27 protein-coding genes are annotated in these 26,535 nt (G+C 43.6%); 25 read left to right on the forward strand and 2 right to left on the reverse strand.

What is annotated here, in order from left to right; all coding sequences use genetic code 11:
• Positions 1 to 172 precede the first annotated feature (172 nt).
• Genes ACE3MQ_RS23640 through ACE3MQ_RS23650 form a run of 3 tightly spaced genes read left to right on the forward strand, consistent with a single transcriptional unit; the run spans position 173 to position 2,398 of the window.
• A complete protein-coding gene (locus ACE3MQ_RS23640) occupies positions 173 to 889 on the forward strand; it encodes an ABC transporter ATP-binding protein (RefSeq protein ID WP_379397391.1) in 717 nt (238 codons plus the stop codon).
• Between the two features lies 1 nt (position 890).
• Positions 891 to 1,679: an ABC transporter permease gene (locus ACE3MQ_RS23645; RefSeq protein WP_379397393.1), complete on the forward strand. Its 789-nt coding sequence runs from the start codon at positions 891 to 893 to the stop codon at positions 1,677 to 1,679.
• Positions 1,679 to 2,398: an ABC transporter permease gene (locus ACE3MQ_RS23650; RefSeq protein ID WP_379397395.1), complete on the forward strand. Its 720-nt coding sequence runs from the start codon at positions 1,679 to 1,681 to the stop codon at positions 2,396 to 2,398. The genes ACE3MQ_RS23645 and ACE3MQ_RS23650 overlap by 1 nt, the downstream gene beginning before the upstream one ends.
• 99 nt (positions 2,399 to 2,497) lie before the next feature.
• Here ACE3MQ_RS23650 and ACE3MQ_RS23655 read toward each other — a convergent pair whose 3' ends face one another.
• Complete coding sequence (locus ACE3MQ_RS23655) at positions 2,498 to 2,977, reverse strand: helix-turn-helix domain-containing protein (RefSeq protein ID WP_379397397.1); 480 nt, start codon at positions 2,975 to 2,977, stop codon at positions 2,498 to 2,500.
• Positions 2,978 to 3,462: 485 nt separating this feature from the next.
• Between ACE3MQ_RS23655 and ACE3MQ_RS23660 the strand changes: the two genes are divergently transcribed.
• The 13 genes from ACE3MQ_RS23660 to ACE3MQ_RS23720 all read left to right on the forward strand — a co-directional run bounded on the left by ACE3MQ_RS23660 (position 3,463) and on the right by ACE3MQ_RS23720 (position 14,176).
• Positions 3,463 to 3,741, forward strand: a complete 279-nt coding sequence (locus ACE3MQ_RS23660; RefSeq protein ID WP_379397399.1) for a hypothetical protein — start codon at positions 3,463 to 3,465, stop codon at positions 3,739 to 3,741.
• 19 nt (positions 3,742 to 3,760) lie between these two features.
• The gene (locus ACE3MQ_RS23665; RefSeq protein ID WP_379397401.1) at positions 3,761 to 4,036 is read left to right on the forward strand and encodes a hypothetical protein; all 276 of its coding nucleotides are present in this window, start codon (positions 3,761 to 3,763) and stop codon (positions 4,034 to 4,036) included.
• A gap of 1,442 nt (positions 4,037 to 5,478) precedes the next feature.
• The gene (locus ACE3MQ_RS23670; protein ID WP_379397403.1) at positions 5,479 to 6,147 is read left to right on the forward strand and encodes an ATP-binding cassette domain-containing protein; all 669 of its coding nucleotides are present in this window, start codon (positions 5,479 to 5,481) and stop codon (positions 6,145 to 6,147) included.
• 10 nt (positions 6,148 to 6,157) lie between these two features.
• Positions 6,158 to 6,676, forward strand: a complete 519-nt coding sequence (locus ACE3MQ_RS23675) for a stage II sporulation protein M (RefSeq protein ID WP_379397405.1) — start codon at positions 6,158 to 6,160, stop codon at positions 6,674 to 6,676.
• The gene (locus ACE3MQ_RS23680) at positions 6,664 to 7,185 is read left to right on the forward strand and encodes a hypothetical protein (protein WP_379397407.1); all 522 of its coding nucleotides are present in this window, start codon (positions 6,664 to 6,666) and stop codon (positions 7,183 to 7,185) included. Before ACE3MQ_RS23675 ends, ACE3MQ_RS23680 begins: the two co-directional genes overlap by 13 nt.
• Positions 7,186 to 7,205: 20 nt before the next feature.
• Positions 7,206 to 7,967 carry a hypothetical protein gene (locus tag ACE3MQ_RS23685; protein ID WP_379397409.1) on the forward strand — a complete coding sequence of 254 codons (762 nt, stop codon included), beginning with the start codon at positions 7,206 to 7,208 and terminating at the stop codon, positions 7,965 to 7,967.
• Positions 7,967 to 8,584 carry an ATP-binding cassette domain-containing protein gene (locus ACE3MQ_RS23690; RefSeq protein WP_379397411.1) on the forward strand — a complete coding sequence of 206 codons (618 nt, stop codon included), beginning with the start codon at positions 7,967 to 7,969 and terminating at the stop codon, positions 8,582 to 8,584. Before ACE3MQ_RS23685 ends, ACE3MQ_RS23690 begins: the two co-directional genes overlap by 1 nt.
• A 189-nt stretch (positions 8,585 to 8,773) precedes the next feature.
• Complete coding sequence (locus ACE3MQ_RS23695; RefSeq protein WP_379397413.1) at positions 8,774 to 9,145, forward strand: MmcQ/YjbR family DNA-binding protein; 372 nt, start codon at positions 8,774 to 8,776, stop codon at positions 9,143 to 9,145.
• 88 nt (positions 9,146 to 9,233) lie between these two features.
• Positions 9,234 to 9,833 (forward strand): TetR/AcrR family transcriptional regulator, encoded by a 600-nt coding sequence (locus ACE3MQ_RS23700; protein WP_379397415.1) that lies wholly within the window; start codon positions 9,234 to 9,236, stop codon positions 9,831 to 9,833.
• 67 nt (positions 9,834 to 9,900) lie between these two features.
• Positions 9,901 to 11,121 (forward strand): MFS transporter, encoded by a 1,221-nt coding sequence (locus ACE3MQ_RS23705; RefSeq protein ID WP_379397417.1) that lies wholly within the window; start codon positions 9,901 to 9,903, stop codon positions 11,119 to 11,121.
• Between the two features lie 236 nt (positions 11,122 to 11,357).
• Entirely contained in the window at positions 11,358 to 11,852 is a 495-nt protein-coding gene (locus tag ACE3MQ_RS23710) for a PH domain-containing protein (protein ID WP_379397419.1), read from the forward strand.
• Positions 11,849 to 13,363 carry a PH domain-containing protein gene (locus ACE3MQ_RS23715; RefSeq protein ID WP_379397421.1) on the forward strand — a complete coding sequence of 505 codons (1,515 nt, stop codon included), beginning with the start codon at positions 11,849 to 11,851 and terminating at the stop codon, positions 13,361 to 13,363. Before ACE3MQ_RS23710 ends, ACE3MQ_RS23715 begins: the two co-directional genes overlap by 4 nt.
• 243 nt (positions 13,364 to 13,606) lie before the next feature.
• Positions 13,607 to 14,176 (forward strand): LSm family protein, encoded by a 570-nt coding sequence (locus ACE3MQ_RS23720; protein WP_379397423.1) that lies wholly within the window; start codon positions 13,607 to 13,609, stop codon positions 14,174 to 14,176.
• Positions 14,177 to 14,391: 215 nt separating this feature from the next.
• Here the strand turns inward: ACE3MQ_RS23720 and ACE3MQ_RS23725 are convergent, their stop codons facing one another.
• Positions 14,392 to 14,973 carry a TetR/AcrR family transcriptional regulator gene (locus ACE3MQ_RS23725; RefSeq protein ID WP_379397425.1) on the reverse strand — a complete coding sequence of 194 codons (582 nt, stop codon included), beginning with the start codon at positions 14,971 to 14,973 and terminating at the stop codon, positions 14,392 to 14,394.
• Positions 14,974 to 15,210: 237 nt separating this feature from the next.
• Here ACE3MQ_RS23725 and ACE3MQ_RS23730 point away from each other — a divergent pair, with 237 nt between their 5' ends.
• From ACE3MQ_RS23730 to ACE3MQ_RS23770, 9 genes are all read left to right on the forward strand, one after another.
• Positions 15,211 to 15,852: an FMN-dependent NADH-azoreductase gene (locus ACE3MQ_RS23730; protein ID WP_379397427.1), complete on the forward strand. Its 642-nt coding sequence runs from the start codon at positions 15,211 to 15,213 to the stop codon at positions 15,850 to 15,852.
• Positions 15,853 to 16,212: 360 nt separating this feature from the next.
• The gene (locus ACE3MQ_RS23735) at positions 16,213 to 17,328 is read left to right on the forward strand and encodes an iron-containing alcohol dehydrogenase (protein WP_379397552.1); all 1,116 of its coding nucleotides are present in this window, start codon (positions 16,213 to 16,215) and stop codon (positions 17,326 to 17,328) included.
• Positions 17,329 to 17,549: 221 nt separating this feature from the next.
• Entirely contained in the window at positions 17,550 to 19,325 is a 1,776-nt protein-coding gene (locus ACE3MQ_RS23740) for a sensor histidine kinase (protein WP_379397429.1), read from the forward strand.
• Positions 19,318 to 20,883 (forward strand): response regulator transcription factor, encoded by a 1,566-nt coding sequence (locus ACE3MQ_RS23745; protein WP_379397431.1) that lies wholly within the window; start codon positions 19,318 to 19,320, stop codon positions 20,881 to 20,883. The genes ACE3MQ_RS23740 and ACE3MQ_RS23745 overlap by 8 nt, the downstream gene beginning before the upstream one ends.
• A gap of 111 nt (positions 20,884 to 20,994) precedes the next feature.
• Complete coding sequence (locus ACE3MQ_RS23750) at positions 20,995 to 22,326, forward strand: ABC transporter substrate-binding protein (RefSeq protein ID WP_379397433.1); 1,332 nt, start codon at positions 20,995 to 20,997, stop codon at positions 22,324 to 22,326.
• A gap of 79 nt (positions 22,327 to 22,405) precedes the next feature.
• Entirely contained in the window at positions 22,406 to 23,338 is a 933-nt protein-coding gene (locus ACE3MQ_RS23755) for a carbohydrate ABC transporter permease (RefSeq protein WP_379397435.1), read from the forward strand.
• A gap of 2 nt (positions 23,339 to 23,340) precedes the next feature.
• Entirely contained in the window at positions 23,341 to 24,180 is an 840-nt protein-coding gene (locus ACE3MQ_RS23760; protein WP_379397437.1) for a carbohydrate ABC transporter permease, read from the forward strand.
• 51 nt (positions 24,181 to 24,231) lie between these two features.
• Positions 24,232 to 25,407: a rhamnogalacturonan acetylesterase gene (locus ACE3MQ_RS23765; protein ID WP_379397439.1), complete on the forward strand. Its 1,176-nt coding sequence runs from the start codon at positions 24,232 to 24,234 to the stop codon at positions 25,405 to 25,407.
• A gap of 52 nt (positions 25,408 to 25,459) precedes the next feature.
• Positions 25,460 to 26,494 (forward strand): glycoside hydrolase family 88/105 protein, encoded by a 1,035-nt coding sequence (locus tag ACE3MQ_RS23770; RefSeq protein ID WP_379397441.1) that lies wholly within the window; start codon positions 25,460 to 25,462, stop codon positions 26,492 to 26,494.
• Positions 26,495 to 26,535: the final 41 nt, after the last annotated feature.

The raw sequence follows: 26,535 nt of genomic DNA on the forward strand, positions 1-26,535 counted from the left end.
TTTCCATAACACGGTTAATTAAGACATGATCATTATTAGTATAAAAGCTCCTGTTCTCTATATAGAAATAATGTCGATAATTACATATAACCTGCAGTTTGTTACACAAAGGAGAAAACGTTTAAAAATAGATTATTATTAAAACAAATATTCTTCGGAGGAGATATTTATATTGGCGAATACTACAAACCATATTGTTATATCACAATTATGTAAGCGACATGGAGAAAAAGATATTTTAAAAGACGTGTCATTTGAAGCAAAACAAGGGAGAATCACAGCTTTTCTTGGACCAAATGGCGCAGGAAAAAGCTCAACACTTCGTATTTTGTTAGGACTTGATCGTTCATCTGGAACGGCAACTTTTGGCGGACGTAACTATGTCACATTTGATACTCCATTGAAAGTGGTAGGAGCAGCATTTGACGGTATAGGAGGTGCTCCTTCTAGAAGCGTAAAAACCCATCTGAAAATCATAGCACAAAGCAACTGCATCTCTTTCCGTCGTGTGTCCGAAGTATTGGAAATCGTCGGTTTATCAGAAAAAAGCAAAGCGAGGCTGGGTACTTTATCATTGGGTGAAGGACAACGTCTTGGACTTGCAGCGGCTCTTTTGGGAGACCCGCAATATCTTGTTCTTGATGAACCAACTAATGGACTTGATCCGACAGGAATTCGTTGGTTTAGAAAATTTATTCGTCAGCAATCAGACATGGGAAAGACTGTTTTGTTGTCATCCCATCTTCTTTCTGAAGTGGAAGCTGTGGCGGACGATGTAGTTATTATTAATCATGGAAAAATAATAGCAACTGGTGAACTTCAGCATGTCATGAAAAATCTAGAATCCTTGGAGGATTTGTTCTTTTCTCTTACAGAAGGGGGGGCATAATATGAACAATTTTTCTAGAACCATAAGAATTGAACAGATAAAGATTGGTTCAAGTAGAGTGTGGTGGATCATTTGTGCTTTAGTTGTCGTTATTCAACCATTACTGGCACTTATCGCAGCAAAAAGCTATCTTCAGATTGGTTTAGACGCAACACCAGAAACTCATCCGGATTTAGCGCAAGCTTTGCCCCCCTTGGATTATTTTGGATTTGATATGGTTACATTTGGGTTATTAGCGATGGTTGTCTTTGGAGGAATTATAGGGGCAAGTGAATATAAACATCATCAATTACGTACAACTTTACTATGTCAAAGTAATCGTATTAAGGTTTTTTGTGCGAAAGTACTCGCACTTTTCATATGCAGTGCATCCATATCGTTTTTGTCAATTTATGCTACAATTTCTATCACGCATTTTGGTTTTGGGGAACTAGGATTACATCCATTTTATTTAAGTACAATAGCTTGGCAGTTTATTGGCTTTTCAATGCTGGATTGGATTTTACTAACATTACTTTCTTTTGGGATCGGGATGCTCTTTAGAAATACTATAGTACCTTTAGTTTTTCTGATTCCTCAAATTTACAATCTTGGGAGTTATTTGGCACAAAGATGGGAATGGGGGGAGTATCTCCCTGTTGCAGCAGGTAATCTTCTCTTTGCAACACCAACAGACCCTATTGAACATGATCCGTTAAAAGGCGGTATCGTACTGCTGATATGGATGATGTTAATTTTAATCACATCTTATTACGCTTTTATTCGTAGTGATGTAGGAGGGAAATGTTGATGTACGCTGCGTTGCGTAGTGAGAAAACTAAATTTTTTTCGTTTGGTTGGTGTATTTTAGGTGTATTCGGAGCTATCATCGTTCCCTTACTCTACTTATTAACATCCGATACACCAAAGATCGGGAGAGAGCAGGAGATCCTTTCTCTTTGCTTGCAAGCCCTCTATTTAGGTCAACCAGGAATTATTGTTGCCAGTGCAGGTTATTTTGGACAAGAATATTCGCATTCTGCTCTTAGAACAACACTTCTCACACAACCATCAAGATTAAAATTATTATGTGCGAAATTCGTTAACAATGCCATAATTGTAGTATTTGCAGGAATAGTTTCAAGTGTACTTAGTTTAATCGTTCTTTTTTTTCAACATGATATGGAATGGACAGGTTCTTTCATGATACGGTTACTTGGAAGTATTTCTCTTGGCATACTTAGTTGGATTCAATTAGCTTGGATTACCTCTGCCTTATCTATTATGACAAAATCGCTTATAGCACCTATCGCTATCATGCTCCCGCTTGTTTTGGGGCTTGGCCATATGTTGTTTGCAATTTCTCAGTCGGCAAAATTTTTACCTACTCTTGCTACAATGAATCTTTTTTCAATACCTGCGGTAAATATCTTTTTGGACAAATGGTCGGGACTAGCGGTTCAATTTTCTTGGGTAGTATTATTATTAACTATTTCTGCTTGGTTGTTTTCACATCGTAATGTTCGTTAATGTAGTAATAGAATGTGTAACGCCAAAGTTGGTGTACAACGGAATCAAGCCAATCAGAATAAATATTTTATTGGGTATCGTAAACATTCCATTACCTGTTCAATTCCTTTCTAAAGCAAGCAGATTGTCAAGTCGGCTGAAATTTTTCTGCTCAAGTTGATCCAGAAAGAGATGGCACAGCTGAAGAGCTTTTGGATTTCCTGATTGAATGGCAGCATTAAATCGCTCCTGAAGTTTCTGTATTTTGACTTCCTCCTGCAATTTGGCCAACGTTTCACGGTGCATCGTTTTCTCTTCCTCATCATCAACCGTCTTAATTTTGTGAGTAAGATACGCAATTTGCAGACGTAATTTGGCCATCCCATTCAGTTCTAATAGGTAGTGATGATTATCAACAAGCAGCTCTGCAGGTACTCCAAAATATTCAGCTACTTGCTGGAGCCTTTCATGAGGCACAGGACGCCGCTGTTTTACCCAATCTGAGAACTGTTGTGGGGTGATCCCAATTTCTTTGCATATGCTAGTGTAAGATACCTGATGAAGCAGAGCCAGGTAAGGAAGCGTGGTAATGCTTTTCATTTAACAACACCTCTTTGACGTAAAATATGCCACATACATATAGTGATTATACCATCGACATATTTTATGTCAAATAATAAAGTGTTTATGGGAATAAACCGAATGCGTGAGTTTGTATTTACAAATTCCTTCTCCTATTCAAGTTGAAAATATAATTATTTTTAGTAAAATTCAAGCGGATAGCCTGGTGCTTTCCCAAACGAATGTTCGTGGTTAATAAAAGAATAAGGCGATAGTTAAAAACACACGTTCGATTACTTTAATTTAATCGATAATGTGTGTTTTTTATTGCAATTTATTTTGAAATGATACATGTGTGGTCAATGCTAATCTTAAAGACTTTGTTTTTTTCATATCGGGACTAAGGATGCGGAGGTGTAATTAGGAATTTGGATGTATATTACTAAAAATAGTAAAATCTGATTGAATTAGTAAATGATATATGGAATAATTTAGGTAATTATAGGGGAAAGGAGGGAAATCAAATGAGAGCCCAAATTTTAAAAAAGGATACTAAGCTTTTTATTAGTATGTCATTGGTAGTTGTCCTAAGCTCTATGCTGCTGTTTACTTTTAAATTTGCTGCGGTGAATTTAGGATTATCAGCAAGCACAGCTACTCTGCTTTACACGGCATTGAATGCAATAGCCTGGGGAGCCACGGCAGCTGGAATCGTTGCAAGCTTTGGACTTGGTGCAATTGCAGCACAAGCAATCTGGTCATACGTGAAGAAACATACTTTAAAACAATTCTTACAGTATTAAGAGAAGGGGTGTTTTAAAAGTGAAAATGGTCTTAAAAAAGGATTCCAAAGCGATCTTCTTTGTCTCATTAAGTATTCTATTATCCACATTGCTTCTCATGAACTTTCATAATGCTGCTGTTACGATTGGGATCAGTGAAGGACTAGCAACGAATATTTACTTTGCCCTGCAGTGGGTAAGCTGGGGAGCAACCGCTGCAGCGATCGTAGCGAGTTTCGGGCTTGGAGCTATTGTTGCTCAAACCATTTGGGCAGCAGTCAAAAAACAAGCGTTAAAGGAATTCGTTAAATGGTAAGCGTTTAATAACTCAACCATGAGCTTGGGCATGAACTGATTTCATGCCCAAGTCTCCTTCTCTACAAATTGAGGTGTAATTAATGAAACGAAATATTTATTGGCTTATCCTGACAAATGCATTCAGAGTATATCAACATCGGATCAACGAAAAAACTGAACGCATATTCCCGGAGTTTAAGAAGGGCAGCGCTTATTTCCTTTATATTTCCCTTATCACTCAAATATTGTTGATTTTGGTTCTTTTAAGTGTAAATTTTCGAGGGAATCCATTTGTTGAAAATACCATTACGGATTATGGGTATGAAATCATTTTATTAAAATTTATGCTTGAAGTCATCATATTAAAACATATATCTAAGTTTGCATTCCCTAAAAAAATCCAAATGATATACGGTATTTTGCCATCGATGTTTTATATAATATGCAGCAATTTTAAACACTTCTATACTTGGATCCTTATTCAACTGTTTTATATGAAGCTCTTTGGCACCATTCTGTTCTCGAGTTTCTTTATATTAAGCATTGGCATCCTCTTTGCCTTCCTATACGCAAAACTGGTGTTTTTCAAATATTCGGAGGGGATCATTAAAGGGGTATTTCTTAGCGTTATAACTCTGTTCATTTTTTCTCTATCCAACAAGCTATTAAAGAATATTGACGTTCATCTACATATTACAGACAGCCAGATGCTATTTCTTGCTGTACTGGCTTCTATTGCTGTATTAATTCTTGCTTGTACTCCATATTTATTCGGAAAGGTTAACACCACGAATTACATCCTAAAAAAAACTCATCTCAGAAGGTATTTGAAATGTATTTGTTTTTCGATCATCATGCTTGCTGGCATTATGCTCTTAAGCCAAACGTTTGAGATTGTGGGGAGGATTGAGCACTCTTTAGTTTTAATGTCATTTTTGTTAGTTTCTTTGCTTGTTAAAACTAATTTCGTAAATTACATGACCGTCGAAACCTATGGGTATTTCCTTTTTTACATGAAGTCAGTTGATTGTACTTTGCAAAAAAACATTATTAGGGATGTCCAATTCAATAATTATATATTACTTTTACCGATATTGGTCATTCACTCATCCTATTTGCTACTTCAGCAAAATTTTATATTCCTAGGTATTCTATTATTTTTGTACCTACTGGATATTAAGACAGATGAATTGGTGATTTATATAACGAGAAAAGTAGTGAAGAAAAATGAACTGCCTAATCTATTTATCCACTCCAAAAAAGGTCTTTCGAGCGTATTGCTAATCGCGTTTGTTCCGGCTGCACTAATCACTTTTGTTGTGAAGAGTAAACGATCGGTTTCAGAATTAATGGGAACCAATATGCTTCTTATCTTAATTTTGTTAATTGCTTGCGTATCCTTGGTCGCTTATATCTGGAAGCGAAGCTTCTTTAAAGACTTATTTAAGTGAGGTATCAGCCATGTTTGAAATAACGGATCTGAACTACTCTATTGAGGAAAAGGACATCTTAGAACATTTATCATTTTCGATACCGGAAGGAGGGGTTACAGCAATTGTTGGCCCCAACGGGGTTGGTAAAACTACCACTGTACAGTTATTAGCAAGCATATTGCAAAGTAAGAACGAATCAGTAGTAAAACTATTAAAAGAGCAAAAAGTAGTTTACCTTGATCTTGAATATTTAGTATTCGATGAGTTAACCGCTAAAGAGTTTTTAGAGTTAATAGCCAATTACAACAAAAAAACAAACCGGGAACTGCAGGCGCTGCTTGACGATTTTGAACCTTTGAATATTGCCAGTTTCCTTGGCACCAAGCTAAAGGGGCTATCGTTAGGACAAAAGCAAAAATTGATTATTCTAACTGGGTTTCTCACAAATGCAGATGTTCTTATTTTCGATGAACCCTTTAACGGGTTGGATTACAAGTCAGAAAAATATTTTAAAACTTTGCTCCGGGACAATAAATATCAATTTACGATTATTATTACGACCCATAACTTCAACAAACTTGAACTATACACTAATAAATGCATCGTAATGAAAGATAAAAAGACCTTGATCGAAATTGAAAATAACGGTGTGGATTCATACAAGCATAACCTTAATAGGTATCTGGAGATAGAATAGGGGGATTAAAATGGTATCTACCTATAATATAAAAATGGCTGAAATTTATAAAATTTCATTGTTTTTGCTGATATCCGTCGTTATGGGAGTGTTTTTTGGTTCGATTTTAGATATTGACTTGACGATCAACCGGGAACATATCAGTATGACGGGGATTTTTTGGAACAACTTAAGCATTGGGGTAATACTGGTTCTTTTAACAAGCTTGGTTTCCTATCCGATTATTTTGTTTAATGGATTTTTCTTAGGCCTAAACATTTTTTTCGCCATCCAGTTATTCGGTTCATATAAAACATTTTTGACTCTTATTTTCCACACTCCTTTAGAGATTATCGGCTGGATTCTGTGCATTATAGCCTCAAAACGAATGTTTATCTTCTATAGATCTCTTTTGAAAAAACAACTTAATATCAACGTATTGCTTTACATCCTTAAATTCGTCACAGGCCTTATTTTGATCTATTTAATAGCCGCGATTATTGAATACAATGTCTTTCAATTACTAGGAGGTTCAGAGTGGTTAAGTTAAAAGGGCAGGAAAAAATCTTATTACTCCTATTCACACTGTGGTATCTATTATCAGTTCAATTCGTGAGCCAAGAGTTAATCAAGTTAGAGGGAGACTTTCTAAGTGAGAATAATATTTTTAAAACAGAAGAAATAATGATGGTGTTTTTGAACTTTGTTATTATGTTCTTTTCCGTATTATTCCTTTTGTTTCAAGGGTTTGTGTATCGTTTTATTTTATTGCTGTTTAAAAGCGAAAAATATCCGTCGGTATTTACCAGTTTTTATTATCTGACTATCGGATATATACCTTTCTCTGTAGCAGTTATTGCTATTCATTTTATTCCTACTCTAGATCTCTATGCGATTGCGACCAATCTATATTTTAAAGTGGCGTCTATGATTGTGGTCAATTTTATTTACATTTTCATTGTTGTAAAAAAAGGGTTCGTAAAATACAAAGAATCGATTATTCTCTTTATTTTCCTAACGCTAATTAATTTCTTGGTTCTACTTGTTAACCTAAATTAAATAAAATATAGGTGAATCCAATGAATAATGAATTTAAACTGTATTTTTATCGACATAAACCGCTTTTCATTTTTGCATGCTTTATTATTTTAGGCTGTTGGCTGCAGTATGTTATTCTTTCAGGGGGTAACATTGATGCAGTAAAAGAAGCGTTGTCGGTGAATTCTGCGGGATTGATCTATCAAAACTTTGCCATTGATACGATCGCTTTTTTATCTATGGTTTACTTTATATATTGTGCAGCTTCCTCCATCATAAGCGATAAAAAAAATGGCGTCTTCATATATTCCTTTGTCAAAAATATCCCCCCTGCAAAGATAATAGCTAATAAGCTGGGAGCAGCTTATGGTTTTGTGGTCATCAGTAATTTGTTTTTAATCCTGTTCGCAAGTATCGTTGCGCTCTTTATTTATGGCGGGGAAGCTGAAATGATTTTAAACGCTTTTCTTTTATTAATCACAAAATCATATACGGCCATTTTCTATGTTACCTTAGCGATTCTTTTTGCGTTAGTAGTAAATAATTATGTATTTGTTCTCTCCGTTTTATTTATTATTGAAATGGCGAAAATCGGCATATATAGTTTGCTGAATAAATTCTCTTTTGCTAAGTTTATCATTCTAAATCATATCGATATATCCTACTTTTTTAACTTACCTTCTACAGGAGTAGACCGAGGTTTTTCATTACCGTTCACACTGTTTATCTATATTGTTTATATAGTGATTATCCAGATATTAGCGTTGTATACTTTCAGCAAAAAAAGAGGAAGGTTAATTTGATGATAGAAATTAGAAGTTTGAATAAGAGGATCAAAAACAATATCATCTTTGAAAACTTAAATTTCGATTTAGCCCCAGGAAAGATATATGGAATCATCGGAAAAAACGGTACCGGAAAGACGACACTTTTAAAATTGTTGAGTGGGTTAGAAGAAGATGATCAAAAACAGACTATGAAATTATTCCCAGATCAGTACTCCCCAATTGGGGTACACCTTGAAAACCCTAAATTATATCCTTATTTGTCAGGGAAACAAAACATCAGCTTCTTCACATCTGATCTGGCAGAATTTTATTACGAACCTGATATTTTAATAAACAAATTTCAATTGGAGACGTTTGTTGACAAGAAAGTAAAGACCTACTCGCTAGGTACCAAGCAAAAAATATCCTTGATCATGGCAATTTTAATGTCGAGAAAGTTATTATTGTTGGACGAGCCTACAAATGGACTTGACGAAGAAAGTGTTCAAACGTTCAAATCTATTTTGTTACGCTTGTCACAAGAGCACGGACTAACAATTGTAATTACCACTCATGATGTGCATGAGTTGGAAGTATTATTTGATGAAATAATGACTATAAAAAAGGGTTCGTTAGAGACGGTTAATTTGTAAAAGTAAAATTTTGTTTTGCGGGAAAAATCCAATCAGCATGATGCTGGTCGGATTTTTTTTGGAGATTATAGAATTTATAAGTAGTCTACTTAAAATTTACATCGCTAGATGTTTTTCTTATATTATTAGTGCATCGATATAAAAGTGTGCATAATATTCGTCAATATATTTCCTATAGAGGGTGATAAGATGTACGACCGACTAACCGCCTATTGTTTATCCAAGAAAGGTGCCGTCCAGGATTATCCGTTTGGGCCGGATCCGCTGGTTATGAAGGTAGGAGGCAAAATGTTTGCGCTGCTTACCGAGGCTGGTAACGACAGGGAGGTGCGCATTTCTCTCAAATGCGATCCCGTCATCGCAGCGAATCTGAGGGAGCAGCATGAGTGCGTTCTGCCCGGCTACCATTTGAACAAGACGCATTGGAACACGGTTATCGCGAACGGAAGCCTTCCCATGGAAGATTTAGAAACGATGATCGACCATTCCTATGACTTGGTGCTCGGCACGCTTACGAAGGCGGCACGTGAGTCAGTTCTCCTTAGAATTGACGGCAAGTAATCAATTTAAAAATTTATTTGCTTAAGGCGGCTTTTTTCGATTATAATACTGAATAATTGTTCAGTATTCTGAAAGTGGTGAAGCAGGGATGAATAAAAAGAAACAGCAAAGCGAGCAGACAAGAAAGAAAATTGCCGATGCATCCAGGGCTTTGTTTATACAAAAGGGCTACAAGGCTACATCGATTGAAGATATTGTGAAGGCAACCGGCTGCAGCGCAGGCAACATTTATTATCATTTCAAGAATAAAGAGGGGTTATTTTTATATTTGATTGAAGAATGGAACGAGGAATGGGAAGAGACATGGCTCGCTGAGGAGCCGCTCTATCCGACGACGATCGATAAATTATATGGCATGGCTGAGCATTTGGCGCTCGATCAATTGAATCATCCGCTGACCAGGGCCGCTGATGAGTTTTACAACAATTCGGAGAAAGCTTCTGACGTGGAAGAGCGGATTAATGAAATCGTCAAAGGTTATCTCATTTTCAACCAGCAGCTGCTGCAGAAAGGGATCGATAATGACGAGTTTAAAATCACAAATGTGGACGGGCTTGCCATGATCTTGGACTGTCTTCTGTTGGGTTTAAGTCAACACTCGCGAAATATGCAGCGGGAGGAAACGCTGGTGGCTTACCGATTGGCTATGGATGTTTTTTTACATGGGATCGCCAAGCCAACCAAATAGTTTTTTTATATTATCATTTCGAATGAATATTCAGTATGTTCCATAACAACGTTTGGGGGAAACAAGCATGGGTTTAATGTTGAAAAATCGAGGAGCTGTACTGATCCTCATGTTTAATATATTTCTCGTTTTTATGGGGATTGGACTAATCATACCGATCATGCCCAAGTTCATGAATAGTTTAGGCATTGGCGGGAGCACGATCGGTCTGTTAGTGGCAACCTTTTCGCTGACGCAATTTCTTTTTTCGCCGCTAGCCGGCCGGTTGGCTGACTCTTATGGAAGAAAGCGGATGATTGTCATCGGCATGATCGTATTCGCTTTCTCCGAAGTGCTATTCGGATTAGCGAGCGCCCCTGTGCTATTGTTTGTCTCAAGGATGCTCGGCGGCGTTAGCGCCGCTATGATCATGCCGGCCGTAATGGCTTACGTCGCGGACATTACGACGCAAGAGGAACGTGCTGCCGGGATGGGTTATATTAATGCGGCCATTACAACAGGTTTTATCATCGGGCCTGGTATCGGAGGATATATCGCCGAGTTCGGTATCCGTGTTCCCTTTTTTGCTGCAGGAGCTGCGGGGCTTATAGCGGGCTGTATCTCTTTGTTTATTCTGCGAGAGTCTCTGTCTGTCAAAGAAAAAACATCCGACTCACCAACTTCGACGGACAAAGGAAGCAGTCTTCTATCTCAATTGATGAACTCCTATCGAGAGCCCTTCTTTTTAAGCTTGATCATCGTATTTGTGATGTCTTTCGGACTGGCCAACTTTGAAACGGTCTTTGGACTGTTTGTCGATCATAAATTTGGGTTTGAGCCTGGAGATATTGCCTTTATCATTACATTCGGCTCGATAGCTGGCGCTGTGGTTCAAGCTACAGCCTTTAGCTGGATTTTAAATCGCTTTGGCGAGAAAAATGTCATCTCGGTATGCCTTTTATTTGCAGGCATTTTCATTCTTATGACGCTCTTTGTGCATAAATTCTGGATGATTTTTGCCGTTACCTTTATCGTCTTCCTTGCTATCGATATTCTGCGTCCAGCGATCGGTACCCAGATGTCGAGGCTTGCCATGGATCGGCAAGGCTACGTTGCTGGCCTCAACTCGGCTTATACTAGTCTCGGCAATATCGCCGGGCCGATCCTGGCTGGATTTTTGTTCGATATCAATATTAATTATCCATATACTCTTGCATGTATAGTTCTGCTTATCTGTTTTGGCTTATCATTAAGGGCGAAAAAACGATTGACAGTGCAGTCTTCTGAACAGGGTTCAAGCGTGACCTAATATCGTTAAAGAACATGCAAACAATAACCGCATGCTGGACCCTTTCTCTACTTAAGTAGGAAGGGGTTCTTCATTGTTATACTAAACCAGGCTTTGCGCAGTTATTGGCTTGACTATGCTTTACTTTTCCTGTCCTCCTGTTAAATGTTTTTTTCCCAAGTCCACTTTTTGAGACAACATTCACGTAATTACGTATGTATATATAACAATGGATTTAAACTATAGGTGGTGATTTGATGCAGTCTCCATTGAACCTTCCGCAACGACGATTATCAAGGGATGCAGTTAAGGTATGGATCATAAGTGATTTGATTACGAATATCATTGGATTTATGATTTTGGCGATTTTATTTTATCTCGATCATCGTTATTCATGGAAAGAATGGATCGGTTGGATTCTGATTATGATTACAATATTTTTGGTGTTAAGCACAATATGGTCGCTTATAAATCCGTTTTTTCTGTACAAAAATTGGCGCTATGATGTAAGTGAAGAGTTCTTGCAGATGAAATCAGGCGTATTAGTTGAGAAGCATCAGCTCGTCCCAATGACAAAAATACAATCGGTCGCGACCAAACAGGGGCCCTTGCTAAGAAAATATGGGTTATGCTCGCTTTCGATCGAAACAATGGGATCATCTCACGCCATCCCTGCTCTACCTAAAAAGATTGCTGTCGAATTAAGAAATCAAATAGCTCATTATGCAAAAATTAAGGAAGTGGAGTCATGATGAAGGCAAAACGTTACCATCCACTTTCTATCCTTCTTCATTTGTGGAAATTAGCCAAAAACTCGGTTTTCTTTGTTATTTATTTGTTCGTGATCAAAGCTGGCTCGGAATCATCCTTCATTGTATATAGCAGGTACATTTTTTTCCTGGCTCTCGGAGTTTCAGTTTGCTCCATAATATTCAAATGGCTTACCCATAAATATGAGCTTGATGATCGTTCCTTCCATCTTTACAAAGGAATTTTCAACAAATCGGAGCGAACCATTCCATTTTCGAAAATTCAGAATGTCAATCGTCATACTTCCTTATTTCATCGTTTTTTTAAAGTGACTTCGGTCAGCTTTGAGACGGGAATGATGGGAGAGGACGCTGCTGTCAAGTTTGAAGTCATTTCTCAAGCCGAAGCAGAGCGGATAGAAGCAAATGTGGCAGGAGCTAACATCTCGGAGGAATTAACTGCTGTGCAACCTATTCATGGGGAGATTGAGCCCTCTTTTTCATTAGATTCAGAAAGTGCGGCTCAAGAGCGAACCATTCACTTTACTCCGACAAAAAATGATATTTTAAAGGCTTCCTTTACATCTCTAAGCTTTTTAGTGCTTATTCCTGTAATTATATCGTTTTATTATAAAATTAATGAAATTATTAATGTAGAGGAGAAAGCGGGAGGAATTCTTCAGAATATTCTTAGCTCAAGATGGCTAATCGCCGTAATTATCATTGTCTTTATTGTTGCTTCTACCATTTTTGGAATTGTGAGGACTTTTCTTAAATATGGTAAATATGAGATTTCATCAGACCTTGAACGTATTTATATTACAAAAGGTGTACTTGATGAAACGGCCTTCTCCATTTCTAAGGAAAGAGTGCAGGCAATTGAAATAGAGCAGTCTATGATAAAAAGATGGCTCGGACTTGCCGAAGTGAAGCTGATCAGTGCAGGCAGCTTGGAATCCAACAAAAATATGCATGAAATCAATTCCCTGTATCCTTTTCTGCCTAAGAAGCGTGCCTATGAAATGGTATCCGAGATTTTACCATCTTATCAAGTCACGGAAGGGATGGCTCGTCTTCCCCAAAAGGCGTTATGGCTACGTTTGCTGCGCCCAAGTTGGCTGTGGATGATAGTTACAGCGGGATTGTTCTATTTCAAACCGGCTATTCTAAAAATGAAGGAAGCTTGGTGGATTCTCTCAGCTGTTTTGCTCGTTATTGTTCTTGTTACAAGATTGTTGAATTTTTTGAATACCCGATATACCTTGAATGATCGCTTTATACAATTTAAAACAGGAAGTCTAACTACGACTCTTTTCATATCCAAGAGGGATAAAATCATTGAAGTGGAAGTAAATCAGAGTAAGCTTCAACAGCTGTTTGGTCTCGCTTCAATCGGAACCATTAACCGGGCCAAGCCCGTACATCACGCAGGTGTAAAAGACTTGCCCATGCGACGGGCTGAATCTTTTTATAAGTGGTATATCGGACGAAGAAGTGAAGTGATTGTGGAATAATTATCGCTGAGCGATATGGTTCCAGCCAGTTAACGAAGAAAAATTTTGACGATGAGCCTATTGAGACTGTGACTGTTCATTATGTACGAAAAGTATCGGTGAAAATGTTACAGGAAAAATCCTGAGCGTGGGCTTATCTCGGGCTGATTTTTTATTTTGAGCCGCTTCATTTATAATATTTAAATAAAAGTAAAGACTAAGTATACGCTAATAACACCATGTTAAACTCAACGGAGGTATACGATGACACATAACAAAGTCAGTTTTCAGCGAGGGCTTAAGGCCACACTTCTTTTTGTAATTGGCACTAGCATGTTGTTAAGCGGCTGTGCGGGCAACGCGCAAACAGGGGCACAGGGGAATGCACCGGGGGCTGCAACAGAATCTCCAGCGTCTAATGGTTCGAACGCAGCAAATAACACAGCTAATCAGCAGCAGAATGGAGCTGCAGCCGTGACGGAAACCGAGGGGCTTCCTTCCGGCGTGAAAGTCAAAAAAGTGGTCAAAGATATTACGCTTAAAAATAATTATCATAAGAAGGTAGAGCTGCTCACTGACGGGGGCAAGCGAGTTACGATTACGGATGCTAACGGCGGGATCGTGGTGCTGAATCTGGAATACGAAGGAAGGATTCTGGAGGTCAACGGCAAGAAGGTAACCGTCCAAGTGGATCAGGGAGAACAGCAAACTATAACCATTCCGGACAATATCACGATTGAGGATGACGACAACCTTGGCTTGAATAAAGGGGTTGAAATCGAATGGAATGTCGATGCGGATGGAAATATTCAAAGCGTTGAGCTGGATGATTAATCAGCGAAATAACTGCCAATTTGTAGATCGGATAGCAAAAGCAGAGAGGCAAGCCAACTTGGGCAACTCCCAGCCGTGAATTACAGCTGCGGGAAGGCGGTCGCTGAACCACGGCTATGAGATAGGCGCCTAGGCAGGCAAAAAAGCCGAGCATACTCAGGGATTCAACTCTGAATAAGCTCGGCTTTTTTGGCATCGGCAATTCAGGACTACAGCTATATTTTGTAAACGAAAGGAGCCTCCATGCCATGCATCATGTAGGGAATAGCTAATTTTATATATTCCTCGGCGGATACCTTGCTATTGTTCTGCCAATCGATGGAGGCTCCGTAAATGCCCCAACTCAGAATGACAGCGGTAACTCTAAGTGATTCATCGCTTTCTTTGGCATGATGCTGCAGCAGCATTTTATAGAACAGGTTTTCCAGCTCTTTCTTGATAATCGCTTCAATGGTCGTAGTAAAGGCTTCAAAGCTTCTGCGGCATTGTGATTGCAGCGACTTTTGAAATTGGGTGAGGGACAAGAAAATATTGATCGCTGTAGCCTCATTGAGCTGATCATGTCCGGAAATTTCACTGATGACGTTGGTCATTAAGTCTTCGGTTAAGACTTTTTCCAACAGATCATATTTATCCGTAAAGTGGTAATAGAACGTCGCCCGATTAACGGTCGCTTCTGACGTAATATCCTTGATCGTGATATCCTTAAACTCTTTGTGCGTTGACAGCTGAACAAATGAATCCATGATAAGCTTGCGTGTGCGAATAACCCGCGGATCTATTTTAGCTCCGGTCAATGGGATCCCTCATTTCATCATTTTTTTCTACATTTCATTAAATTTGTCGTATAAACGATAAAAGCCAAAAACTATTGGTTGAGCGATAGTGGCATTTGCTTCTACAATTATTCTATACAACAGGTGTCGTATAAGCAATAGATGTTAAATGTCACCTGTAACATTTATCTGGTATGATAGAGTGAGTGATATCTATCACAACTAGATTAGATATAAAAAAAAGTGGAGGAATCATACATGAATGTACTAGTCGTTAGAGCAAATAACCGCCCCGCTTCAGAGGCTGTGTCCAGTAGAATGTTTGAAACGTTTATGGAGGCGGTGAAAGGCGCAGAAAATCTGAACATCACCACATATGACGTGTATGAAGAAGATACGCCTTATTTCGGCCAGGATATTTTCAACGCTTTTGGCAAAATGGAAAGCGGCGGCGAATTAACCGATTTAGAACGTCGTATTGTTGCAGCCAAGCAAAAAGCCATGGATATGTTCAGCGCTGCAGATGTTGTCGTATTCGCATTTCCGCTGTGGAACCTGACGGTTCCTGCAAAATTGCATACCTTCGTAGATTATGTCTACCAGGCGGGTTATGCGTTTAAATTTAGAGAAGATGGTCAGATGATTTCGTTGATGACACATAAGAAAGCTATCTTCTTGAGCGCGCGAGGCGGCATTTATTCGACGCCGGAAACAGCACCATTGGAAATGGGAGTTAATTATATGCGCAACGTGTTTGGCGGCGTTTTCGGAATGGAAATTCTCGATGAAGTCATCATCGAAGGACATAATGCGATGCCGGATAAAGCTAATGAGATTATCGAAGACGGATTACGCCGTGTTACTGAAGCAGCTTCCAAATTAGCACATCAATATGTTTAATAGAGAAGCGTAGAAATCTAAAGTTTCGCAAAAGAAGGAGCTGTCTCCCAAGGCCTGAACTAGCCGACCGGAGATTGCTCCTTTTTTAATTGGATAAAGACTCATTTACCCCCCCAAACAAAATGAATACAGACAATAGCAAGAAATATACTCTGGTTATAGTTGTTTTTACAATTATAAATAACATAAACAAAGGTAAAACAAATACATGAGTGTTGACTTCGCAGAAATAGCAATGTAGGATGAAAGTGTGTATTTGTATGTGAATATATTCACTTGTTGGAGTTTTTGAAGTTGATTAATGAATCGGGAGGCTGATCGAAAGTGAGTACTCGTGTGTATTATGTTCCATCCATCAACATGATGGGGAAAGGCTGTCTTCAGGATATGGGGCCGTATATTCAAGAGCTCAATCTGAAGAAGGCGCTTGTTGTCACCGACAAATTCCTTATGAAGAGCGGCATTGCCGGCAAGGTGCTGCGTGTTCTGGATACTATCAAGCTTGATTATGTCGTTTACGATGAAGTAAAGCCGAATCCGACCTGCAAAAATGTGCATGACGGCGTAGAGGTTTTACAGTCCAGCGGCTGCGATTTTCTCATATCCATCGGGGGAGGCTCGCCGCAGGATACAGCTAAAGGCATAGGGATTATCGCCACGAATGGCGGTCATATCGCTGAATACGAGGGTGTGCATAAGTCGAAGCATAAGTCGCTGCCTATTGTAGCTGTGAACACTACCGCGGGGACGTCTGCCGAAGTAACGATAAATTATGTAATTACGGACGAAGAACGCAAAGTTAAGATGGTCATGGTTGATAAAAATAGTATCGCAACGATCTCTGTTAACGATCCCGAGCTAATGGTTGATAAACCCGCTGATCTGACCGCGGCAACCGGAATGGATGCTCTTACGCACGCCATTGAAGCATTGGTCACCCCAGGCGCTTATCCTGTAACGGATGCTACCGCGTTGGCCGCTGTCGAGCTGATTTATAACAACCTGGCTCGGACGGTGAAGAACGGCCAGGATATTGAAGCCCGTGAGCAGATGGTTTATGCTATATTTCTTGCAGGATTGGCGTTTAATAACGCTGGGCTTGGTTATGTTCATGCGATGGCGCATCAGTTGGGCGGTGTTTACGACCTGCCTCACGGTGTATGCAACGCGATGCTGCTGCCGATTGTTGAAGAAGAGAATGCCAAGCATGTCCCTGAGAAATTCAGACCGATCGCCATGGCGATGGGATTTGAAGTTATCGGCAGAAGCGACAAGGAGTGCGCAGACTACGTTGTGAGTGCGATTAGGAAGCTTTCTACGGAAGTGGGCATCCCAGCCAAATTGTCTGAGCTTGGGGTAACCGAAGTGGATCTGGATCTGCTTGCGGAGAATTCCATGAAGGACGCTTGCGCACCCGGCAATCCGTTTATTCCGACCAAAGAAGAAGTAATCTCAATGTTTAAGAAAATACTTTAGTTAAATACTTTCCATATGAATTATTCAGCCCATTAAATTATAAATATACTATAATAGCCGGACATTCGCGGGACAACCGTGGAGTTCGGCTTTCTGTTCGGGAGAATTTGCTATCCACAGCATGAATTAGATATTACGATGGGTATCCCGTTGTCTACTAATTATGTAAAATATCGATAATAGTAATTCCGAATCGACCTAAAAACGGGGTGGCCTACTTGATGGGGAAAATTCGCGGAGTATTCAGGGAAGCCGGTATCTACCATAAGATGCTGGTGTTGATCACGGTGCTGATGATCGTCAGCTTCTCGTTGTATTGGATTGCATTAAAATACGTGACCAGTCTATACGATCGGCAGATGTACGAGCGAACGTCCCAGGTGCTGAACAGCTCAGCGCTTGGAATCGAGAGTCAGCTAAGGGAGCAGGAGGAGCTGTCGTTCCGGGTATTTTCCGATGAGCAGCTTCAGCAAAGCCTTGCCTACCTGAAGGTGGGCAGCGCTACGTCTTACGAGAAAGCCATCCAGCGTAAAAAAATAATGGATCGCCTCACTTCGATCGCAGGCTCGGAGAAGTTCGTATATTCGATCATGGTCATCGACCGGGAGCGGCATACCCTCATCGGAGGCAACCGCGGCTGGATGGCGCAGGAGCTGCAATCCGAGCTGGCATCGATTGCCGAATCGGCGGACGGGTCGAACGTGTGGTACGTCGGCAGCGACCGATCCCTGTACGCCGTACGGCAAATCAAGTCGTACAGCGGTACGACTTTTCCAAGAGATAACCTGGGCACGCTCATTATTCGCTTCCGCAAAGAAAGGATCATCGAGGATTTCGTACAGAGCGGCCGGGACGACAGCCATCTCATCATTACTGACGGGAGCAAAATCATCTATCCGGAGAACCCTCTCCTTTCGGAAGAGGATATCACTGCCGAGCTAGTACGCTCCGAGACTTACGGCTTAACGACAGTTGGAGAGAATCGGTATTTTTTTACGCGGGTCAGGTCATCCGATTTAGGCTGGACTTATTTGAATATGACCCCGTACGACAGCATGTTCCGCACGATTTCATTCGTCAAAGAACTGGTAACGATTATCTTCATATTGATTCTGCTGATCGGCATTGCGCTGGGAGTCAAATTGTCGCGAAGCATTACCCGGCCAATCGAGCAGCTGATTAAGAAGATGCGCAAGATCGAGAAAGGCGATCTCGACAACCTGGAGGAGCAATCCCTAGGAGAGGTGCCCAAAACTTCACAGACCGAGGTCGAGCATTTGCAGCGAACGTTTAAAATGATGATCCAGCGTATTCGAGAACTGATTAACCAGAATTATGCCAAGCAGCTGGTCATTCGCGAAAGCGAATTGAAAGCGCTTCAAGCGCAGATCAACCCGCATTTTTTATACAATACACTGGATTCGATCAATTGGCTGGCCAAAGTGAACCGCCAAACGCAGATTTCCCAAATGGTAGAGTCGCTCGGATTTCTGCTGCGCAGCTCGTTGGATGATGGAACAAGCTTAATCACGCTAAAATCAGAGCTGGATATCGTGCGCAGCTATGTGACGATCCAGCGCATCCGTTTTGAGGAGCGGCTGGACTTCCAGTTAGAGGTTCCCGACGAATACCTGGATGCCCTTATCCCTAAGATGACGCTCCAGCCGCTGCTTGAAAACGCCATTCACTATGCTTTGGAGCCAAAGATCGACCCTTGTCACATTCGCATCATGGTAGAAGAGTCTACGGAGCGAAGCGGAGGGCTTGATATTCGGGTCGAGGATGACGGGCCGGGGATGACGCCCGAATTTTTGACGGAGCTGAGAGGTGGAAGGGTACAGACGCGGGGCAAAGGCATCGGGCTGTCCAACATTGAAGAACGAATCAAGCTGACCTTTGGCTCGGAGTGGGGAATCCGGATCGAAAGCGAACCGGATGTTCGGACGGCGATTCATGTACGCATACCATATAGACAAGGAGAGGAAGAGGATGTATAAGGTGCTGCTTGTGGATGATGAGCGGATGATTTTGGAGGGCATTCAGCAGATCGTGGACTGGAGCAGTGCGGGTACCGAGCTCATCGGAACGGCACGCAACGGAATCGATGCCTATGAGCTGATCGTCAAGGAGCAGCCGGATTTCGTCGTGAGCGATATATCCATGCCCGGGCTGAACGGACTGGAGCTGGTAGAGAAAACCCTGCACTCGTTCCCGGATATCCGGTTCATCATGCTGACGGGATATAAGGATTTTGAATATGCCCGCAGCGCGATGCAATACGGCGTGAAGCACTACTTGCTGAAGCCCTGCAACGAGGTGCAAATTTATGAAGCTTTAGCGGAGCTAGTCGCTGAGCGCGAGGAGCGGCGGGAGAGAGAGCGGTTCGTAGCCAGAATGAAGGACGGGCTGAATAAGGTGATGCCCCATGTGAAGGAGCAGTTTCTGCGCGAGCTCGTTTCCAATAAAACGTATGGACGCAGCGATCTGGATTATTACCGCGAATTGTTTGGTCTGAAATCGGTGGAGCATCCGGTACGCTTGATTCTTTTTCAGCTTGAGCATTCCCATGAATACGAGCATTTATTTGCCCTGAAAAATATCGCCGAGGATTTGCTGGAGGGCGTCCTGCTCGGAGCCACGCTTAATGGAAGACTGCTTATGGTCGTTCACGACACGCAGGAACCAGCCCTCCTCTTGCGGAGCATTGAGGAAGTAAAGCAAACCTTCCTCGGCTTTTACAGCGTCGAGCTCACCGTGGCGCTTAGCGAGGCCGGCCCTATGGAATCAGCGCGCAAATTGTATCGCGATGCGCTTCAATGCATGAACCATCGCTTTTACGTCGGCGAAGGAAGCCTCATTACGAAGGGTGACCTGCCGGCAGAAGATCGGGGGAGCGGGGACGTCGAGCTGGATGAGGAGCGAATGGCTCTTCTGATCAAATCAGGGCTGAGCGAAGAGGTCGAGCGCGAGCTGGAGCGGCTGTTCAGCCAGCTGGCGCAGCTATGCCTGGAAATCGGCGTTACGCGTTCCTACGTGCTTGAGCTGTATGCTATGCTGATTCGTTTGTGCTCGCCGGAGGATCGCCATCGGTTTACGGCGCAAATGGCCGAAATCGTCAAGCTGGACACCCTGTCCAGTCTAAAGACGTTTGTCAAGGAGGCCGCCATGCACGTAACCTCCGGCTATTACAAGAACAGCATGAGCCGCCGCTCTTCCATCGTCGAACGAATGATAACGATTATTGAGCAGCATTACATGGACGCCGAGCTGACTCTGAATGGGGTGGCGAACGAAATGCTGTACATGAATCCCGATTATCTCGGCAAAGTGTTCAAGCAGGTAACGGGGGACAATTTCTCCCATTATTTAAGCCGGCTGCGTATCGAGAAGGCGGCTGAGCAAATCCGCCGCAGCGGTGACGTGAAGGTGTTCGAGCTTGCTGATTCGTTCGGCTTCGGAGGAAATTCCAAATACTTCAGCCAAGCGTTCAAGAAATGGATGGGCATGACACCGACGGAATATCGCAAGTCGGTGGAGGAGAGCAAAGTCCATTGAAGCACCTCTGATTTTTATACCTTTAAGTCGGTTGAGTGAGTTTCCTTACCCCCCTTTAGGGGCGACAATACTTGTAAGCGTTATCAATCTAGCGTTCGACGAAAGGGGAGAATGTTTGTGAGGAAGAAAACCGCTTTATGGATGTTGGTCGCCTTATTGTTCATTTTGCCGGCCTGCGGCGGCGGAGGCAGCGCCGGAGGGACGAGCAACGGGGATGGCAATAGCAAGCCAGCGCAAGAGAGTACAAATAAAAAAGACAAGACGACGCTAAGAATTGCCTGGTGGGGAGGCGACAAACGCCACGAATATACCCAGCAAATCGTTGACAAGTATCAGGAGCTAAACCCGCATGTGAAAATAGATGTCGAGTATGCGGCATTTGATGACTATTGGAAGAAGCTTGCCCCGCAAGCAGCGGCGAATCAGCTGCCGGATATCGTACAGATGGACATTTCCTATATCGTGCAATATGCCAAGAATAATCAGCTTGAGGATTTGACGCCTTATATGGGCAATCAAATCAAAGTGGATGATGTCAATGAAAATGTCATTTCCACCGGAAAAATCAACGATGTGCAGTACGGCGTGCCGACCGGCGTCAACGTGCTTGGCTTCCAGTACGATCCTGAGCTGCTGAAGAAGTCGGGCGTCGACAGCATCCCGGAAAATTGGACATGGGATCAGTACGAAGAGATTGCGTTAAAAGCCCGGGACGCAGGTTATGTCATCGACGGCTCCATGGCGCCGGATATTTTCTTCCATTACTTCCTGCGCACCCATGGATATTCGTTGTACAACCAAGAAGGAACGGCGCTTGGATATGAGGATGATGCTTTATTCACGGAATTCTTTGGACGATTGGCTAAGCTGATTCAAGAAGGGGCCGTACCTTCCCAAGAAAAGCTAACGCAAACCAAGAACATTCTGGAGGAATCGGAGGTCGTCAAAGGAACAGGTATTGGCGTCTGGCAGTGGTCTAACCAGTATGTCGGACTTCAGGCTGTGGTCAACCGGCCGATGGAGCTGGCGCCGATGACAGGGCCGAACATGGAGAAAGGCCTGTATATGCAGCCGAGCATGTTCTGGTCGATCACTTCGCATTCCAAGAACAAGGAAGAGGCAGCCAAGTTTATCGACTTCTGGATTAACGATGTGGAAGCGAACAAATTGATCAAGGGCGAGCGCGGAGTTCCGATTTCGGCTTCGATCAAAGAAGCCATCGTCTCGGAATTGTCGGAGCCGGAGAAGCAGGTATTCGACTTCGTGGCAGCCATGGAAGAGAAGAGCTCGCCGATGAGCCCGGCGCCGCCGGTAGGCTCGCCGCAGGTGATCGCCTCCCTTGCTGATCTAGTGGAGCAGATCAACTACGGCCAAATCACTCCGGAGAAAGCGGCCGCAACGTTCCGGCAGGAAGCGAACGGCATCCTGGCTAACAACAAGTAGGCTGTCCTTAACCACTTGAGAATAGCGGTAAATACGTTTGGATCGAATGCCGGTTTACCGCTGTTGCTCAGGTGGATTTATGTTCACGAAACTGCCAGGAGGTGCAGGTGCCTTGCGGAAACAGTCATTGAAAGCCAATTTAACCGGGTATGCCTTTATCAGTCCTTTTGTCATCGGTTTTTTGGCCTTTACACTTATTCCAATTTTGATCTCATTGTATTTATCGTTTACGAACTACAATTTATTCAACGATCCGCAGTGGATCGGGACATTCAATTTCAAAAAAATGTTTACCCAGGATCAAAAATATTGGAACTCGGTCAGAGTTACTTTTATATATGTATTTGCCGGCGTGCCGCTGCGGCTGATGTTCGCCTTGTTTGTCGCTATGCTGCTGAACACGAAGTCGCGCATGGTCGGCGTTTATCGCACGATTTATTATTTGCCATCGATCATCGGCGGAAGCGTGGCCGTATCGATCATGTGGCGCAACATCTTTAACGAGCAGGGGATCGTAAACAGCCTGCTTATATTTCTAGGCATCCCGCCTGTCGCTTGGTACGGCGATCCCAATGCGGCGCTTGGAACGCTGATTGCGCTGTCGGTATGGCAATTCGGATCTTCCATGCTGATTTTCCTCGCCGGGCTGAAGAACATTTCCCCGGAGATGTACGAAGCATCAAGCATCGATGGAGCAACCGCTCCACGCAAATTTATGAAAATCACGCTGCCGCTGCTGAGCCCGATCATATTATTCAACTTGATCATGCAGACGATCAGCGCATTTATGACCTTCGTGCCGGCTTACATTATTTCCAAAGGGGAAGGAACTCCGATGGACGGAACCCTGCTGTATTCCCTGTATCTGTTCCGGCAAGCCTTCATGTTCAACAACATGGGATACGCGGCCGCGATGGCTTGGGTCATGCTTATCATGATCGGCATCATGACGGCGATTCTATTCAAGACATCGAAATTCTGGGTGTTCTATGAGTCGAAAGGAGGCCGTTAATCATGGTTTCAAGCAAGTGGAAATGGCCGGTATATCATGTATTCGTCGGCGCTCTTGCCATTCTCATGCTGTACCCGATCATCTGGTTGTTTATGAGCTCCTTCAAGGAGAGCCGGACGATATTCGCTACGGCTTCGCAGTTGATTCCGGAAGCCTGGGACTTTGGGAACTATGCCGCAGGCTGGGCCGGCGTTGGCGGGCAGCCCTTCGCCCAGTTTATCGTCAACTCGCTCATTATCGTCGTGCTCGCTACCATTGGCGTGGTGATTTCCTCGGCGCTGGTCGCTTTCGGATTTGGCCGGCTTGATTTTAAAGGACGCAACCTCTGGTTTGCCCTGATGATGGTTACGTTGATGCTGCCGCATGATGTAGTGCTGGTGCCGCAGTACATTATATTTTCCAAGCTCGGGTGGCTGAATAGCATGAAGCCGATTGTCATTCCGAATTACTTCGGGGCTCCGTTCTTCATCTTTCTGATGATTCAATTTATTCGTTCGATTCCGATGGAGCTGGATGAGGCGGCAACGATCGACGGCTGCGACAAGTTTCGACTGTTCTATCGCATCATTCTGCCGCTCATTAAACCGGCGCTCGCCACGGCGGCGATCTTCTCCTTCTATTGGCGTTGGGAGGATCTGATCGGCCCGGTTCTGTATCTGAATTCGCCGCAGAAATATACCGTGTCGATGGGACTCAAAATGTTCCTGGACAGCGAGTCCGGCTCGAACTGGGGGGCGATGTTCGCGATGTCCATCGTCAGCTTGATTCCGGTCGTGGTTGTGTTTTTTATGTTCCAGAAACAAATTGTAGAAGGAATAAGCAGCAGCGGGTTGAAAGGATAAGAGACGGCGCAAACCATTTGCACAGCAGAGAATCGCGGAGGGGGGAATCCTATGGAGAAAGAAAAAGTCACGCCGGCGGTCGGTCAGTCCGGTACGGAGAGGACGTCGTGGAAATTCGACTTTGGTCCGGGGCAGGCGGCAGATGGATACACGGGGGTTACGGCGGAATGCGCGTATGATTCTGCGTCCGGGTATGGATTTGAGGACGTGAGCCAGGTGTATGCCCGGGATAGATCCAAGGCAGCCGCTGCAGCTCCCGGTGATGTAAAGGCCGCGCTGTATCATAGGTTCTGCATTCCGATGGGAGCTACGTTTGCGGCATGCATGCCGGACGGCATATATATGGTAAACATCGTGGCCGGAGACGCCTTTGCGGAAGCGCATACAATGCTGAAGGTGGCCGGAAGCAAGCGGGTGCTGCCGCCGATCCGCTCGGCGCCCGGGCAGTTCATTGAGGAGAAGTTCGCCGTTCCGGTGCGGGGCGGCCGCTTCCGTCTGAACGTGTCAGGGCAGGCTCCTCGTCTGAACATGCTGGAGCTTCAGCCCGCGCCGAGCACCCTGACCTTATTTCTTGCGGGCGACTCCACCGTGACGGATCAGCCGGAGGACGGCTATCCCTATGCAGGATGGGGACAGCTGCTGCCCGCCCTGTTCAAGCATGATGTCTGCGTGGATAATCATGCCCAGTCCGGGCGCAGCTCGCGGAGCTTTATCGAGGAGGGGCGCCTGGAGGCGATATTGCAGCAGACCAAGCCGGGAGATTTCCTGATGATCCAGTTCGGCCATAACGATGAGAAGCCCGATCCCCGGGGGACGGATCCATTTACGACATATAAGCAGCATCTGCTGCGCTATATTGGAGGCGCTCGGGAGAAGCGCGCCCATCCGGTGCTGTTGACCCCGGTACATCGCCGATACTTTAATCCGGACGGGACGCTTTCCGATACGCATGGAGACTACATCAAGGCGGTGCAGGAATTGGCGGAGGAAACGGAGACGCCGCTGATCGATTTGGCGGCCAGGAGCAAGCAATTGTTCGAGGCGGCAGGGCCGGAGGGCAGCAAGGATCTATTCATGTGGGTGTATCCGGGTGAATATATGAATTTCCCTGCGGGTACAAGGGATAACACCCATTTTCAAGAGCTGGGGGGAGAAGCGGTTGCCCGGCTAGTAGCTGACGGAATTCGTGATTTGCAACTACAGCCCTTGGTAATGTATCTAAGGTGACGCTTAGGAGGTACAAATGACCACAGAGCCATTATGGAGAGGAGAGCTAGATATGCCAGCATTGGTTTATGACGAGGAGAAGGTAAAGCAGGTGATCGACCGGGTCGTCGAACGCACATTTAATATGGATTTCAACTGGGATTGGCCGGGCGGCGTAGCTTACTACGGGGTATGCGAAGCGTATGAAGCGACAGGAAATGAGCAGTATTTGACCAAGCTGAAGGCTTGGGTCGATGAGCATATGGAGGACGGCCTGCCAAAGCTGTCCGTGAACGGGGTGTCGATCGGCCATTGCCTGCTGACGCTGTATCAGGTCTACCAGGACGAGAAGTATTTGAACACGGCTGTCGAAATGGCGGAGTTTTTGAAAAATAAAGCGGAACGGTTCGCGGACGGTATTTTTCAGCATACTGTTAATTCGGTGAATGACGTATTTCCCCAGCAGGCTTGGGTGGATACGATGTTTATGGCCGGGTATTTCCTGCTGCGCATCGGCCATCTGCTCGGGAACAAGGAATATTTCGAAGATGGACTAAAACAGTATCACGGCCATGAAGAGTTTTTGCAGGATCCCGATACGAACCTCTATTATCACGGCTGGGATCATTTGAATCAGAACCATATGTCCGGCATTTACTGGGCGCGCGGCAATAGCTGGGCGGCTCTGACAATGTCCAAAGCGCTGCAGTATGTGGAGGTTCAGCATCCTTCTTACATGATTATCGACGGCTCTTTGCGGGATCAGTTGAGCGCGCTTGTCCGCCTGCAATCGCCAGAAGGGCTCTGGCATACGGTATTGAATGATGAGACTTCATATCTGGAGATGTCCGGGTCGGCGGGAATCGCTACGGCGCTGCTGATGCGGGGCAGGCTTTATAATAAATACACACAAAAATCGATCGACGGCATCCTGTCCCGAATCAAGGAAGATGGTACGGTGACAGAAGTTTCGGCCGGCACGGCGGTTATGAATGATGCAGAGGGCTACAAAGGCGTGCCGTATAAGCGAATCCAAGGCTGGGGACAGGGCCTTGCCCTGGCGTTCCTGGCACAGCTGCTGCGCTCCAAGGATGACCCGTATAGTTGATCGTTTATACCTTCTGTGCAAAGTGCAGGGTTGCTGGCTAT

Origin of the sequence: Paenibacillus lentus (assembly GCF_042714055.1) — a bacterium.
GTDB classification, from domain to species: domain Bacteria; phylum Bacillota; class Bacilli; order Paenibacillales; family Paenibacillaceae; genus Fontibacillus; species Fontibacillus lentus_A.